Source organism: Serratia sp. FS14, from assembly GCF_000695995.1.
GTDB classification, from domain to species: Bacteria; Pseudomonadota; Gammaproteobacteria; order Enterobacterales; family Enterobacteriaceae; genus Serratia; species Serratia nematodiphila.
In genome coordinates this window covers 2,126,789-2,140,857 of sequence record NZ_CP005927.1, presented here as the reverse complement: position 1 = coordinate 2,140,857, position 14,069 = coordinate 2,126,789, and the positions used below count along the sequence as shown (strand labels likewise).

Genomic DNA, 14,069 nt, shown 5'->3' with positions numbered 1-14,069 from the left:
TTCCTGCGGTCTGACAGTGACGCTGTTGGCCCGAAAGATATCTAAAGTGCGGCGCGGCGGTGATCTTAAGCTTCCTCAACGGCCTGAAACCGGCCAAGCGCTTGAGGTGCTGAAGGAAAGCCAATGCGTCGCAACGTGAAAGATGAAGGGTATAAAGGTTTCCAACTGCCGCAAGGTCTATTATCATCGGCATCCTATGCCCTAAAGGAATGTGATTACTATGCGCTGTAAAACGCTGACTGCCGCCGCTGTAGTTTTTGTGATGCTGACTGCAGGCTGTTCTACTTTTGAAAAGGTGGTTTATCGTCCTGACATCAACCAGGGGAACTACCTGACGTCGACCGACGTGGCGAAAATTCAGAAAGGGATGACCCAGCAACAGGTCGCTTACACATTGGGCACCCCAATGCTGCAAGACCCGTTCGGAACGCAAACGTGGTTCTATGTGTTCCGCCAGCAGCCTGGCCATGAAGACATCACCCAGCAGACGCTGACGCTGACCTTCGACAGCGCAGGCGTGTTGACCGACATCCAGAACAAACCGGCGCTGACCAAGTAATCGACGCCGCCCGCTCTTCCGGCCCATGAGGGGGCAAGGTGTTCCTCATGACAGTCGCAGGCTGCAACGCGGAAGAGAAAATCAGTTTCAGATAAAAAAATAAGGCGCTATAAGCGCCTTATTTTTTTGCCTTTTCTGCCCGTTGCCGGCGCAGCTCTTTCGGATCGGCTATCAAGGGCCGGTAGATCTCCACCCGGTCGCCGTCGTTCAGCGTATCGCCCAGCTTGGCCGGGCGGCTGTAGATGCCGATTTTGTTGCTTTTAAGATCGATATCCTGGCGCAGCTCCAGCAGGCCCGAAGCCTGGATCGCCTGCTCGACGCTGCTGCCCTCGGCCAGCTTCACCTTGCGCAGGTACTGCCGCTCCGGCAAGGCGTACACCACCTCGACCTGGATGTCAGACACTGTAGACCTCTTTCGCCCGCTGGGTGAATGCCTGCACCATGCTGCCCGCCAGCTCTTTGAACACCTTGCCGAACGCCAGCTCAATCAGTTTGTTGGTGAACTCGAAGTCCAGGTGCAGCTCCACCTTGCAGGCCTCTTCGCTCAGCGGCGTGAACTGCCAGCCGCCCATCAGCTTGCGGAACGGGCCATCGACCAGTTGCATATTGATGCTCTGGTTATCCAGCAGCGTATTGCGGGTGGTGAAGGTCTTGCTGATACCGGCCTTGGCGACGTCCACCGCGGCGGTCATCTCGTTGGAGGTAGCGTTAAGCACCCGGCTGCCGGTGCAGCCTGGCAGAAAATCGGGATAAGAATGAACATCGTTAACCAACTGATACATCTGCTCGGCGCTGAACGGCACTAATGCAGACCGACTGATCTGGGGCATATCATTTCCTGTAAGACATAAAACGTACAGATAATACCATTTATCTGGCGGCAAACAAAAAATCTGCTAAGGGATGAGGGAACCAAAAATGCGAAAAATTGCGCAGGTGCTGACCGGGAAAGGATTTCTTTCGCTGAAGCATCCAGTATAATGAACGCACTATGACAAAGAAAAAAGCACACAAACCCGGTTCCGCCACCATTGCCCAAAACAAGCGCGCACGTTTCGAATACTTCATTGAAGAAGAGTTCGAGGCGGGCCTGTCGCTGCAAGGGTGGGAAGTTAAATCGCTGCGTGCAGGCAAAGCCAACCTCAGCGACAGCTACGTGACGTTCCGTGACGGTGAAGCCTACCTGTTTGGCGCCACCATCACCCCGCTCAACGTGGCTTCGTCGCATGTGGTGTGCGATCCGACGCGTACCCGTAAACTGCTGCTGAACCGACGCGAGCTGGACACCCTGCTCGGCCGCGTCAACCGCGAGGGTTACACCGTGGTGGCCTTGTCCCTGTATTGGAAAAATGCCTGGAGCAAGATCAAGATCGGCGTAGCCAAAGGCAAGAAAGAGCACGACAAACGCGATGACATCAAAGATCGCGAATGGCAGACGGCGAAAGCCCGTATCATGAAGCACGCCAATCGTTAAGCCGCTGGCTTATCGAGGTAAACTTCTGGTATACTGCACAAAGTTACTTGGGGCTGATTCTGGATTCGACGGGATTTGCGAAGCCCTAGGAGCATGCCGAGGGGCGGTTGGCCTCGTAAAAAGCCGCAAAAAAATAGTCGCAAACGACGAAAACTACGCTTTAGCAGCTTAATACCCTGCTTAGAGCCCTCTCTCCCTAGCCTCCGCTCTTAGGACGGGGATCAAGAGAGGTCAAACCCAAAAGAGATCGCGTGGACGTCCTGCCTGGGGCCGAAGCGTTAAACTCAATCAGGCTAGTCTGTCAGTAGCGTGTCCATCCGCAGCTGGCCGGCGAATGTAAAGATTGGACTAAGCATGTAGTGCCGACGGTGTAGTAATTTCGGACGCGGGTTCAACTCCCGCCAGCTCCACCACATTATGTTCCGGATACGTCCGGAAAAGTACGGAAAGCCCGCATCCCACCTAGGTTTGCGGGCTTTTTTGTATCCGTAATCGTCCGAGTGCATCCGGCTAAATCCGGTGATTATTGGTATACGGTTAGGTATACGCTAAAATGTATGCCAATTACGTATACCAATAAACGGACGATCCCTTGCATGGCGCGGACTACACGCCCCCTCACCAATACTGAAGTACAGAAAACAAGAGCACTCGAGAAGGACCTCACCCTGCATGACGGAGACGGGCTCTTTCTTCTTGTAAAAGCTAATGGCAAAAAACAATGGCGCTTCCGTTATCAGCGACCAGCAACAAAACAGCGCACTATGATGGGGCTAGGCCCCTACCCAGCTCTGTCACTTGCCGACGCTCGAGCAATTCGTACAGATTACCTTTCTATGCTAGCTAAGGGCGTTGATCCGCAAATCAAGGCCGAGCAAGCGGCAGAACAGCACCAAATCGCTTTAGACAGCATTTTCTCAACCGTCGCGGCCAATTGGTTTGCCCTTAAGCGAACAAGCGTAACCGAGGATTATGCGAAAGATATCTGGCGTTCTTTGGATAAAGATATTTTTCCAAGCATTGGAGGTATCCCGGTTCAGGAAATTAAGGCTCGAACGCTGATTGAAGCATTGGAACCAATTAAAGCGCGCGGTGCGTTGGAGACCGTTCGCCGTTTGATACAACGTATCAACGAAATTATGATATTTGCGGTTAATACTGGTCTGATTGATGCAAACCCAGCCGCGGGAATCGGCATGGCCTTTGAAAGGCCTAAAAAGCAAAACATGCCGACGCTACGACCAGAAGAGTTACCAAAATTGATGCGTTCACTGGTAATGTCAAACCTGTCTGTTTCGACTCGTTGCCTGATTGAATGGCAGCTCTTAACCCTAGTTCGCCCTTCAGAGGCTTCAGGCACCCGATGGGCAGAGATCGACTTGTACTCAAAGCTATGGACGATTCCAGCCGAACGGATGAAGGCAAAGCGAGAGCACATTGTTCCTTTGTCACCTCAGGCATTAGACATTCTGGAAGTGATGAAGCCAATCAGTGCTCATCGGGAGTATGTCTTTCCGAGCAGGAACGATCCAAAGCACCCCATGAACAGCCAAACGGCAAATGCTGCTCTAAAACGGATTGGATTCGGGGGGAAGCTTGTTGCACATGGGTTACGTTCAATTGCGAGCACAGCCATGAATGAGGAAGGTTTTAGTCCTGATGTCATAGAGGCAGCCTTGGCACATAGCGATAAAAATGAGGTAAGACGAGCATATAATCGTTCAACCTATTTAGAGCAGCGAAAAGATTTAATGTCTTGGTGGGGTATTTTTGTGAACAAAACCCAATAAATGAGGGCTAATACAAATGGAAAATGAACTGTTTAAAGCTTTCAGAGCATCAGAACTACATGATAAAAACATTAATTTCCTTATTGGTTCTGGAGCTTCAGCATCATATATACCAACTCTAAGAATTAATGATGATAAAACTTATGAGGATATACTAACAGATAGTGACTATTCTGACATAAAGAACTTTATTTACTACCAATATTATAAAAATATTCTAAAAAAAAGCTTCTGTCTTATGCCGGAAGACAATGACTCGCGTAAAAGCCGCAGAGAAACGCTAGGTGCATACAAAGAGCTAATAGATAATATCGTGCATCTAATAAATAGAAAAGGAGCAAACCAGATTCGACGAGCTAATATTTTTACGACAAACTATGATTTGTTTTTCGAAAATGCTTCTGATAGATTACTTCGTAACTCCACTAACTTTATTTTTAACGATGGTGCTAGAGGTCTAAAAACACGCTATCTTCAAATCAGTAACTTCCATACATCAACTTGGCATCAAGGTACAAATGATCTATATAAATTCGAGATCCCCACAATAAACCTCATTAAAATGCATGGTTCTGTGTCATGGGAGAAAGTTAGCGAAGAAAAAATTAAGATCAATTACCCAAATCACTTCCCAAAAGGTTTAGAAATTGAATTAGATATCCCTGACATACAAAAAGCAGTAGAACTAGTCGAAGATAATTTATTTATAAAAACAGCTAAAAAAAGCCTCGATCTCTCTAATGAAGTTGAGTTGGCGCTTGAGGAGTTTAGCAAGGAATATAATAAACTAGCCATCGTAAATCCAACGAAAGCAAAATTTGAAGAAACCGTTTTCCAACAACACTATTATCAATCACTACGATTTTTAAGCTATGAACTTGAGAAACCTCAAACCACTTTGATATGTTTTGGTTTTTCTTTCAAAGATGAGCACATTCGAGAAATAATCTCTCGTTCTTTGAGTAACCCCTCATTAATAGTTTACGTTTTCTGCTACAGAAATGATGATAAGACCGCAATAAAAGAATTGATAAACAATAAAAAGATTGTCTTCATTTATCCTGAAAACGATGATGGCGAAAATTTTATAGATCTAAATAGATTCATAGATTGCATATTCTCTATCAGCGGGAATAATCCAATGGAGGGGTTAACATGCAGCTTATAATCGGATATATCACAGCAGTAAGAGGAACCTCAGTCCGTGCGATCGTGCATCCAAATCTCTATCAGACCACATATATATATGATGGGAAATTGTACCGTGGCGTTGCTATAAATGAATTTATCGTCATAAGAAAAGGATATCATGATATTATTGGGAAAATAGAGGGTGAAGAAATTATTGAAAATAAAACCTTTGAAAATTCGCAACCTAATCATGAAAAATTTGATAGATTTGTTGATATAAAAATTATCGGTTACGTTTCAGGCAATAAGTTTCACTCTGGCGTAAAATATCTCCCAATGATCCAAGATGAACTACATCTGATATCTGACGAGCTTATATCTACAATATATTCATTTGACGGAAAGATAAATGCTAAAAAAATACTCATAGGCAAGTCTCTTTTAGAAGAGATACCTATTCAAATTCCAATAAATGGCATATTTAACTCTCATATCGGTATATTTGGAAACACCGGGAGTGGTAAATCTAACTCTTTAGCAAAAATTTACAGCGAGCTATTTTCCTGTGTAGGAGATAGGCTGTTCAAAAAATCCACATTTGTGTTCATTGATTTCAATGGTGAATATAAACCCATCCATAACCAATTTAAAGAAAAAAGTAATTACATTGAACTTGACACTCATTCAAAGGATGGGAATCAAAAACTAAAATAAAAAAATCAGAATTTTGGGACTCAGAATTGCTTTCTGTTTTATTTTCTGCCACAGAAAAAACTCAGAAACCATTTCTTAACATTCTTGTTAGAAACAGACTAAAGTATGGTGATGATCTTAATGACTATTTTCATGACACAATAAGAGTTATGTTTGGTCAAAACCAGCATAGGGAAACGATTAGCGTCCTACGCTCTATAATTAACATCGTCAACCCTGATGAAGCGAAAGAAATAAATTCAGAGCTATCTGAATTCAGTTGGTATTCAAGAGGTGAAAATAACAAATATTATAGAAACGGCGCATTTTTCAACACCCCAGATGAATATCTTGCTCACTTACCTACGCTTGCAAGTACTAACATCGACATAGCAACACTATCGTCCTTTCAACAAATAAATATCAGAGCAACACTTCAACTAATAAAATCCGTATCTAGAAATTATGTGCAATATGAGCACATAAGTCCATTGATTGCTAAAATAAATGCATCTACCAATTCACTTGAAAAGGTGATTAAAGTAATTGATGATGTCGAAATTGAAAATAAACCATTAATATTTATATCTTTAAAAAATTGCAATCAAGAAACAAAAAAAACCATTCCAATGTTGATTGCAAAATGTTCTTTTTTGGAGCATAAGAAAAAAGACACATCAAAAAACAGTTTCCACCTTATTGTTGATGAGGCGCACAACATATTATCGGAGACATCCAGTAGGGAGTCGGAAACTTGGAAAGACTATCGTTTAGAGCTATTTGAAGAGATAATAAAGGAAGGTCGTAAATTTGCTTATTTTGTAACCATTGCAAGCCAACGGCCAGCAGATATATCAACTACTATAATATCTCAAATACATAACTATTTTCTTCACCGTTTGGTTAACGAAAATGATCTATTTTTACTCAAAAACTCTATCAGCAATCTCGATAGCTCTTCACGCGGCCTGGTACCTATACTGCCATCTGGCGCCTGTGTTGTATCGGGAACAGCATTTCATACCCCGATGATTATTCAAATTCAGCGTCTGCCATCAGAATTAGCCCCCGAAAGTGATACTATTGATCTAGACTCATTTTGGTAGCTACAGGGAGTGCGCCACTTCGAAAGTGGTACACCAAGCAGTAAACTTTACTGATAAGTGCCGCTGGATGGCGGCTTCTTATTATTCCTCACACCTGACTATCTAAAAAGTCTGCCACACAAAAAATGACTTCATATCATCCAGCTTAACCCCATGAACCATCATTGCACAGCAACGCACTCAGGCCGCAAAAACAAATACGCATATTACCGCTGGCGCGCAATACTTCCCCCGCCTCGCCTGCGCGCTTCATGTGTCGCTTTTCATGCAGTTGCATGAACGGCCGCAGGCCGCGCCAGTACTGGTGCGGCAGGGGATGAAAAGTGCATTTTCTTGCATGCAAAATCATGCACCCTATGCATGCACGCGCAATTTGAGGCTGGCTAGCCAGGAAAAAGGCTGTTTTGGGCGAGGCGGAAGAGGAATGCCCCGCGATGCTGTCGAGAGCGGCGGGGCGGAGAATGCTTAGTGCAGGGTAGGAGTGCTGCTGTAACGGCGATAGCGGTTCAACGTCCTTTTCTCCGGCGGTGGCAGGGCGTTCTCATCGACCGGTTGCGCCTGTATCGGCTGGCACAGGATTTTATCGACGCTTTCCACCGTCTTGAATGTGCAAGAACAGGTAAGGCTCTGACATTGGTAATACGCCTCTTTCGTCCGTTCCGTGATATAGCGACTGGTGCGAGTATAGGACGCATGAGTGCACAGCGGGCAGCGCATCATGATTTGGCCCCCTTCTGCTGCAAGCGTTGACGTTTTTCCTTCAGTTCTGAGATAGCCCGCATGCGCTTGGCAGGACTGCTTTGCAGTTCCGGCAATGCGCCGGTTTCTTGCGGTATCGTCAGGCCAATCTCATTCAGCACCGGGTGGTCGATATTTTGCGTAGCCATGGTAGCGCGAATGCGGCCTTGTAGCGTGCCCAGTACCTGTTGCTCAATCATTTTCATCGGATTGTCCGCATAGACGCCGTAAGCCCGTGAAGCCAGTGCACACGCCTTGATAACGTCAGGGCTGATAAGCGCCTTGCTCAGCGCATCCACCGCCTGATGCATCGCGTGAGCTGCAAAGGTCGTGAGGGCGTCTTTGTGCGCGCTCACCACCTTCGGGGCTGTGCCGCCGCAGTTGAGGTGAAACTGCATTTTGTCCAGCTCCATCTCCTCAATCAGGCCGTCGAACTCTTTCGCCAGCTCCCGCTTGGAAATCCGGCTGTGGTGTTGCGCTTGCAGTTCCGGCGTCATTTCTCCGCGCAGTTTGCGAAACAGGGTGCGCCACTGGCTTTCTGCCTCCTGGCTCTGCATTTCGGTGTCTTTCTTCTGTTGGTGGCAGCGGGCAATGCCGGTTACGACGTCGGTCAACGCCTGGTAGTTTTTGTCGTGGGCGGCGCGAGCGTCGCGCAGGGCTTGCAGTTTATCGGTGATGTATTTCGGTAAGGCGGTGGTGCTCATGGTCGTGTCTCCGGTGTCAGTCAATGTGAGGCTATTCTGCTGACCGCCGTACAACATCGCCATTCATCCCGGTTGGACTGTCCCCAGGACAACAGCCTTGGGCACTGATGAGAAAACCATCAAGCCGTTTTTAGTTTTACCTAAAACTATTCACCACTGTTCACCTAAATAAAAAATATAGATAAATCAGTAAATAAGAGGGTGAACACTTCTCGCTAAACTCTTCACCCTGTATTCACCACTATTCACCCGGCCCAAAACGACCTTTTCCCTGGCTAGCGCTGTTTGGCGGTTTTTCCCTATTAATCAACCGTCCATCCATCGCTCAGGCTTTTCGGCCGGTTTGCCAACAAAGGTCAATAAAGGCCAATATAGGCCAATATGTCCACTTGATTGAAAAATAAGCATAAAATCTGTTCCACCACACAACAACGCCTTGTTGCCACCCCGGTAAATATTCACATAATAGGGCGCTACCGACATTCACACAGTCCCGGCCAGCGTTGGCCGGACACAAAGAGGTAGCGTTTTATGTTGACCGTTTCCACCCCCGCCCCATCCACTCTGTCGCCGGTGCTTCAGAACGGCTACACCCCGCGCGAGCGCTTTATCCGCCTGCCGGAAGTGCTCTACACCACCGGCCTGTCCCGCTCCACCGTATACGAGATGATGAGCCGCCGGCAGTTCCCGGCCCAGGTCTCCCTCGGCGGTAAAAACGTCGCCTGGCTGGCCTCCGAGGTCGAACAGTGGATGGATGAACGTATTGCCAACCGTCACCAGGGGGCCGCCGTATGATGCAGCTAACCTTTGGTCGCCAGCATTTCACTCTCGATGAGCGCGACGCGCTGTTTGTGGCGGAAGCTATTCTCTTGCAGCGTAAAGAGCCTGGCGTCGTCTTGCCGGAGCACCGCAGTGAAAAACACGGCGTTATTCGTCTGGCGAGTCGCCAGGCCGAGCCGCGCCTGTTCCGTGCCGGGCCGGTGCCGCTGACCTGCGCCGCCGCTGAGACCCGCAATGACCAGCTTACAGACTGTTGATCACTATGCGATCGATTGAACGTCCGGGGGTGTCTTACGGCTTGCCCCCACGTCCGGCCCTGCGCTATAGTCCTCCCGCTGCCGCAAAATCGGCAGCCGGGCGTGGAAACCCGTGTAACTTACTGGCGACACAACACGCGCCATGCGTGTTTTTTTTCGTCGCAGCCTTTGTGCGCTCATTTTTTGCGCGGTGGATGTTATGCTACCGCAGCAGTCAATCAATGGTGGCTCAGGCGGGGCTGACTTCGGTCAGGCCGGTTTCCAGTAAGGCCGGTATTTCCACCCCCGTCTGGGCTACCACCCATAAGCGTGGAAACTTCGGTGGTAGCAATAACCAATACTTGCTGGAGGCTGCCACCATGGCTACGACCCTCACCCCGACTCATCCTACATTCTGCTTTCTGTTTGCGGCCGTGCGCCGTTCTGCGCTGACTGCCGCCCCGCGTATCGTGCGCACCGTGGCGGATTCTGAGCACAACGCTCGCCGCCTGCTGGCCCGTGATTACGTGTTGTCCTTTGCCGGGCGTCTGCCGGTTAAGGCGGCAGCATGAACTCCTTGGCCGACCGTTACTACCGCGATACCCATTACCCCATCCCGCATGCCGATTTTCTGCGTCTCCAGCATGCGCACGCCACCGGCGTGCTGTTCCTTGACCTACTGGACACCCTCGACCTCGGCGGGCAGCGCCCCGATGCCGCGCAACAGGCGTCCTTTGCCTCGGTCATTGCCTTGCTGACCGACCAGCTCGGCCATGTCGTCAACACCTGTGAAACCCAAATCCTTGCCCGCATGGAGGCCACCGCCGCATGAACACTGCATCCTGTTTACCGATTGAAGTCCGTACCGCCGTTTTCCGCCGCGCCGTGGCGCAAGCCTATCTTGATACCTGCGCCTTTTACCGGGTGAGCCTCGGGTACACGCTGGACGAGCTGCAGATGACGATTGCCCTGCGTCTGGAGGGACATTTTGTGCGGCAGTACGGCGCAGAGGACGGCATGGACATGGCGTGCACCATGCTCAGCGACATGGTACAGCCGGACGTTCTGGTGGCCGCACCGCGCCTGACCGCGCTGGGGCAGAAGATGATGGACGAACTGTGCTGCGAGCGCCTGGCGGCGGCACAAAACGCCACCGTACACTGAGGAGAAGAGCATGAGTGCCCACTTCGTTTCCCAGACCGTACGCACCGCCACCGGCCACTGGCCGGTGATACTCCCGGCTCTCGGCATTGCCTTGCAGCCGAACGGCAAGCCACAACCGTGTCCGACCTGCGGCGGCAAAGACCGCTTCCGTTTCGACAATCAGGACGGGCGCGGCACCTGGTTCTGTAATCAGTGCGGGGCCGGTGACGGCCTCAGCCTGGTGGAAAAAGCCTTGTCACTGTCTGCCCGGGCCGCCGCCGAACAGGTGGCCGCCGTGATGGGGAATAGCGCCAGCGCCTTGCCACCGGCCGCTGAGACCGCTCATTCACCACAAGACAAGGCCGAGGCTCAGCGCAAGGCCGCGCTACAGGCACAGGCTCTGGTGACTGCTGCTCGGCCCCAGACCGGCAACGCCTACCTGAGCGCCAAAGGCTGGCCGGAGGCAGAAACCCTGGCCTTGCAGGGCCAGCCGCTGCGCGTGGGCGGTATCACCTACCACCCCGGCGACCTCTTGCTGCCACTGCATAACGCCGGAGGCGAGGTGGTCAACGTGCAGTTGATTAACGCCAGCGGCGACAAACGCATGTTGGCAGGCGGGCAGGTGAAAGCCGCTTGCCACACCCTCTGCGGCCCGGATAACGCGGTTATCTGGCTCACCGAAGGTTATGCCACCGGCCTCACCGTGCACCGCCTGACCGGTGAGACAGTGTGCGTGGCGCTCAGCGCCAACAACCTGACGGCCGTGGCGCAGCAGGTACGCTGCCATTACCCGGATGCGCGGCTGCTGCTGGCGGCCGATAATGACCGCAGCGGCACCGGGCAGACCCGCGCCGCCGAGGCGGCCACACTCACAGGCGGCACTCCGGCGCTGCCGCCTACTGAAGGTGACTGGAACGACGTTTACTGTCAGCAGGGCGCTGAGTCCACGCGCGCGCAGCTCCAGACGTTCAGCCAGCCGCCGCAGCCGAGCCCGTTCGATACGCTGAGCGATGCCGACCTCAAAGCCATGAGCGCCAGCGAGAAAGCTGAGTTGCTGGCCGAGCACTACGGCAATACCCTGGCGGTGCCACCGGTAGGGGAAGAGCTGTGCCGCTATACGCGCGGCGCCTGGCAGGTGCTGCCACACCGACAGCTGAGCCGGGAGATTGCCGCATTGTTCCAGAAGGTGCGCGCACCGTTCTCCGCCGCCGGTATCAACAGCATCCTGGACACCCTCAAGCTGATGGTGCCGCAGATGGGCGAGCCTGCCCGCCGGTTGATTGGTTTTCGTAACGGGGTGTTTGATACCGTCAGCGGGCAGTTCAGCGCCCACCGGCAAGAGCACTGGCTGCGCACCGTCAACAGCGTGGACTACACGCCGCCGCGCGCCGGGGAGAACCTGGCCGACCATGCGCCGCACTTCTGGCAGTGGCTGACGCGTGCCGCCGGGGGGAGTCACGACAAGCAGGAGCGCATTCTCGCGGCACTCTTTATGGTGCTGGCCAACCGCTACGACTGGCAGCTGTTCCTCGAAGTGACCGGCCCCGGCGGCAGCGGCAAGAGCGTAATGGCGGCCATCGCCCGGCTGTTGGCAGGTAGTGACAACACCACCTCCGCCACCATCGATAACCTGGAGTCGGCGCGCGAGCGTGCCAGCGTGGTCGGCTTCTCACTGATTATCCTGCCCGACCAGGAAAAGTGGAGCGGTGACGGGGCGGGCATTAAGGCCATCACCGGCGGCGATGCGGTCGCCATCGACCCCAAATACCGCGACGCCTACGCGGCGCACATTCCGGCGGTGATTTTGGCGGTCAACAACAACCCAATGCAGTTCAGCGACCGGAGCGGCGGCATCTCGCGCCGCCGCGTTATTTTGCCGTTCCCGGAAGCTATCGCCCCCGAAGAGCGCGATCCGCTGCTGCTGGCGAAGATCACCGAAGAGCTGGCCGTGATTGTGCGTCACCTGATGCAACGCTTCGCCAACCCGAATGATGCGCGTGCACTGCTACAGGCGCAGCAGAGTTCGGCGGAAGCCCTGGAAATCAAACGGCATGCCGATCCGCTGGTCGATTTTTGTGGCTACCTGACGGTGCTGGGTACCCCGGAAGGGATGATGATCGGCAACGCCAACATCACCCCACCGAATCCGCGCCGCTACCTCTACCACGCCTACCTGTCGTTTATGGCCGCTAGGGGTTATCAGCACGTGATGAACCTGACGGCGTTCGGCCAGGCGGTGCCGCAGACGCTCAAAGAGTACGAACACACGTTGCTGAAACGCCGCACCAAGCAGGGAATACAGACCAACCTGATTTTGAGTGACGAGTGTGAAGCGGACTGGCTGCCTAAGTGCGGGGCGGTGTGACGGTGAGCGGGTCGATCGGCCGAGCCGATCAATAGGCCATTATTGATCTGCCGAACCCATTGGACGCTCAATCGCCGCGCCGCCTATAGTGGCAGTGACCCGAATACATGCAGCAACACCAGGGCATCCTATCGGCCGCTGAACGGCCACTATCATAACGACAAGTGCTCCCCAAACCGGCTCAGGCCGGTTTTTTTGTGCCTGCGGTTCAGGCTGTTCACCCTGTAGGTGAACAGGGGTGTACACCGAGAAGGTAGCTATACACCCATCAATGCATTGAAATAAAAGGATAAATCTAAAAGGTGTATAGGGTGAACAGTTTTTCTATAAATCTTTTTTTTCTGAGAAAATGGCAGATTGGCTCTATCATGTGGCAGAGCCAAAAAAAACTCTTTGATGGGATAACCGCTAAGATGGAAACGACCAAGAAAATAATTTTGGAAGGTTTAGGGCGGCATGATTTAAGCGAACTACCCGGCCGTCCTTATGATTGTTCCTTCGAATTGTTAGCAGCTAAACCAGCAAGAAAGCGTTTAATCATGGTCGGATTCAACGGCTCATCAGCAGATGGCGGTTTTACAAATGCTGAAGCAGTGATAAACGGTTTTAATTCACCTTGTTTCTCTAATGTTCAGGCAGGTACTGAAGGTGAATGGGGTATCAAACATTTGGCAAACCGTCTGCAATCCGTCCCTGGACAGCTAGGCTTTAGATGGCAAGATACCGTCTACACCAATGCGCTACTCATGTGTTCTAAGGATGCCCTGTCGCTCAAAAAAAGTGCTCAAGAGAGCGCAATTGGCAGTTTGGAGCGGCTGATTGAAAAATCGATGGGTTTCTTTGAAAACATTACCGTCCCCCTATGCAAACCTGAGCTAATTATTGCTTACAGTAACGGAATGAACTCTCACTCAGCAGCTCGCTTGCTTTTAAAAGCATTCGGCGATGGCGATGAGCCCGAGTACATAAGCCAAGACCTCTACTACTCCACGTTCTGCTTTACGGCACGGTTTAAGCAATTCGATGTGCCTGTGGTTGGTATCCGCCACATGTCGCGCTTCAAACCTGATGTGCAGCTCATCAAAAAAGCATGGGATAAAAGGCGCTAGCTGGTGATGGCAGATTCTAGAATAGCGCTCTAAATCGGTCTTACTTTTCTGCATTGGTATACGCTTAGGTATACAAAACAAATTTGAATTCATATTTTTACTTAACTTACAGTAGCTTAATGAAGATATTCAGATTCCGCCAGTCCGTGAACCAGATAGACCCGGCGATAATAGCGAAAAAGCCCACAACTTCGGTTGCGGGCTTTTTTGTTTTTGTCGTATCCCGAAGGCTCGCCCCACG

At 51.1% G+C, this 14,069-nt stretch carries 17 protein-coding genes and 1 other RNA gene; 14 read left to right on the top strand and 4 right to left on the bottom strand.

From position 1 onward, the window contains the following. Positions 1 to 220 precede the first annotated feature (220 nt). Positions 221 to 559 carry an outer membrane protein assembly factor BamE gene (bamE, locus tag L085_RS09690; protein ID WP_044030646.1) on the top strand — a complete coding sequence of 113 codons (339 nt, stop codon included), beginning with the start codon at positions 221 to 223 and terminating at the stop codon, positions 557 to 559. 118 nt (positions 560 to 677) lie between these two features. Here bamE and L085_RS09685 read toward each other — a convergent pair whose 3' ends face one another. Together L085_RS09685 and L085_RS09680 are read right to left on the bottom strand one after the other, a co-directional pair. Next, positions 678 to 962, bottom strand: a complete 285-nt coding sequence (locus tag L085_RS09685) for an RnfH family protein (RefSeq protein WP_004929098.1) — start codon at positions 960 to 962, stop codon at positions 678 to 680. Further along, a complete protein-coding gene (locus L085_RS09680) occupies positions 955 to 1,389 on the bottom strand; it encodes a type II toxin-antitoxin system RatA family toxin (protein WP_004929096.1) in 435 nt (144 codons plus the stop codon). Before L085_RS09680 ends, L085_RS09685 begins: the two co-directional genes overlap by 8 nt. Before the next feature lie 161 nt (positions 1,390 to 1,550). Here L085_RS09680 and smpB point away from each other — a divergent pair, with 161 nt between their 5' ends. The 6 genes from smpB to L085_RS25700 all read left to right on the top strand — a co-directional run bounded on the left by smpB (position 1,551) and on the right by L085_RS25700 (position 6,753). Then, positions 1,551 to 2,033, top strand: a complete 483-nt coding sequence (gene smpB, locus L085_RS09675) for an SsrA-binding protein SmpB (RefSeq protein WP_004929094.1) — start codon at positions 1,551 to 1,553, stop codon at positions 2,031 to 2,033. 49 nt (positions 2,034 to 2,082) lie between these two features. Next, positions 2,083 to 2,446: a transfer-messenger RNA gene (ssrA, locus tag L085_RS24610) on the top strand. Positions 2,447 to 2,629: 183 nt separating this feature from the next. Further along, a complete protein-coding gene (locus tag L085_RS09670; RefSeq protein ID WP_044030645.1) occupies positions 2,630 to 3,823 on the top strand; it encodes an integrase domain-containing protein in 1,194 nt (397 codons plus the stop codon). Between the two features lie 16 nt (positions 3,824 to 3,839). Further along, on the top strand, positions 3,840 to 4,991 hold the full coding sequence (locus L085_RS09665) for an SIR2 family protein (RefSeq protein ID WP_044030644.1): 1,152 nt from the start codon (positions 3,840 to 3,842) through the stop codon (positions 4,989 to 4,991). Further along, entirely contained in the window at positions 4,979 to 5,668 is a 690-nt protein-coding gene (locus L085_RS25705; protein ID WP_226988587.1) for a DUF87 domain-containing protein, read from the top strand. The genes L085_RS09665 and L085_RS25705 overlap by 13 nt, the downstream gene beginning before the upstream one ends. Positions 5,669 to 5,817: 149 nt before the next feature. After that, on the top strand, positions 5,818 to 6,753 hold the full coding sequence (locus L085_RS25700) for an ATP-binding protein (protein ID WP_226988586.1): 936 nt from the start codon (positions 5,818 to 5,820) through the stop codon (positions 6,751 to 6,753). A gap of 465 nt (positions 6,754 to 7,218) precedes the next feature. Here the strand turns inward: L085_RS25700 and L085_RS24600 are convergent, their stop codons facing one another. After that, positions 7,219 to 7,473, bottom strand: a complete 255-nt coding sequence (locus L085_RS24600) for an ogr/Delta-like zinc finger family protein (RefSeq protein ID WP_048326857.1) — start codon at positions 7,471 to 7,473, stop codon at positions 7,219 to 7,221. Continuing rightward, the gene (locus L085_RS09655) at positions 7,470 to 8,195 is read right to left on the bottom strand and encodes a hypothetical protein (RefSeq protein WP_044030643.1); all 726 of its coding nucleotides are present in this window, start codon (positions 8,193 to 8,195) and stop codon (positions 7,470 to 7,472) included. The genes L085_RS24600 and L085_RS09655 overlap by 4 nt, the downstream gene beginning before the upstream one ends. A 531-nt stretch (positions 8,196 to 8,726) precedes the next feature. Here L085_RS09655 and L085_RS09650 point away from each other — a divergent pair. The 7 genes from L085_RS09650 to L085_RS09620 all read left to right on the top strand — a co-directional run bounded on the left by L085_RS09650 (position 8,727) and on the right by L085_RS09620 (position 13,828). Beyond that, positions 8,727 to 8,990 (top strand): AlpA family transcriptional regulator, encoded by a 264-nt coding sequence (locus L085_RS09650; protein ID WP_044030642.1) that lies wholly within the window; start codon positions 8,727 to 8,729, stop codon positions 8,988 to 8,990. Then, the gene (locus tag L085_RS09645) at positions 8,987 to 9,232 is read left to right on the top strand and encodes a hypothetical protein (RefSeq protein ID WP_044030641.1); all 246 of its coding nucleotides are present in this window, start codon (positions 8,987 to 8,989) and stop codon (positions 9,230 to 9,232) included. Before L085_RS09650 ends, L085_RS09645 begins: the two co-directional genes overlap by 4 nt. 5 nt (positions 9,233 to 9,237) lie before the next feature. Next, positions 9,238 to 9,783, top strand: a complete 546-nt coding sequence (locus L085_RS09640) for a host cell division inhibitor Icd-like protein (protein ID WP_044030640.1) — start codon at positions 9,238 to 9,240, stop codon at positions 9,781 to 9,783. Continuing rightward, the gene (locus L085_RS09635) at positions 9,780 to 10,043 is read left to right on the top strand and encodes a hypothetical protein (protein ID WP_044030639.1); all 264 of its coding nucleotides are present in this window, start codon (positions 9,780 to 9,782) and stop codon (positions 10,041 to 10,043) included. The genes L085_RS09640 and L085_RS09635 overlap by 4 nt, the downstream gene beginning before the upstream one ends. Next, positions 10,040 to 10,375 carry a DUF5375 family protein gene (locus L085_RS09630; RefSeq protein ID WP_044030638.1) on the top strand — a complete coding sequence of 112 codons (336 nt, stop codon included), beginning with the start codon at positions 10,040 to 10,042 and terminating at the stop codon, positions 10,373 to 10,375. Before L085_RS09635 ends, L085_RS09630 begins: the two co-directional genes overlap by 4 nt. Before the next feature lie 10 nt (positions 10,376 to 10,385). Continuing rightward, on the top strand, positions 10,386 to 12,719 hold the full coding sequence (locus L085_RS09625) for a primase-helicase zinc-binding domain-containing protein (RefSeq protein ID WP_044030637.1): 2,334 nt from the start codon (positions 10,386 to 10,388) through the stop codon (positions 12,717 to 12,719). Between the two features lie 311 nt (positions 12,720 to 13,030). Further along, positions 13,031 to 13,828: a hypothetical protein gene (locus tag L085_RS09620; protein WP_226988585.1), complete on the top strand. Its 798-nt coding sequence runs from the start codon at positions 13,031 to 13,033 to the stop codon at positions 13,826 to 13,828. Positions 13,829 to 14,069: the final 241 nt, after the last annotated feature.